At 72.5% G+C, this 502-nt stretch carries 1 protein-coding gene; it reads right to left on the bottom strand.

Features of this window, described 5'->3' with window-relative positions:
• Window positions 1-502: uroporphyrinogen-III C-methyltransferase (locus CWC38_RS11915; protein WP_133306269.1), on the bottom strand; the 502-nt coding region annotated here is incomplete at both ends.

Below are 502 nucleotides of genomic sequence, written 5' to 3' on the forward strand. Positions count from 1 at the left end.
GGGTGGGGGTCCACCCGCGTTCGACCACCGCCACGGGGGTGTCCTCGGGGTAGCCCGCGGCCAGCAGCGTGGCGCTGTTCCGGGCGAGTCCGCGCACTCCCATCATGAGGATCAGCGTGTGCCCCTCTCGGTACGGGATGTGGCGCAGCTCCTCGTGGGCGGTGATGACCGTGAAGCCGTGGGCCATGTCCCGGTGCGTCACGGGGATCCCGGCGGCAGCGGGCACGGAGATCGCGGAGGTGACTCCCGGGACCACCTCCGTGGCGATGCCGTGGGCGTGGCAGAACTCCACTTCTTCCCCACCGCGGCCGAACACGTACGGGTCTCCGCCCTTGAGCCGCACGACACGCAGCCCGGCACGGGCCTGCGCCACGAGGGTCTCGTTGATGCGGTCCTGGGTGACCCGGTGGTACCCGGCGCGCTTGCCCACGTCGATGATCTCGGCGTGCTCCGCCAGCCCCGGCAGCAGCTCCGTGGGTCCGTGCCGGTCCGCGCCCCCCAC

This window comes from Kocuria tytonicola (genome assembly GCF_003687455.1).
Classification (GTDB): Bacteria; Actinomycetota; Actinomycetes; order Actinomycetales; family Micrococcaceae; genus Kocuria; species Kocuria tytonicola.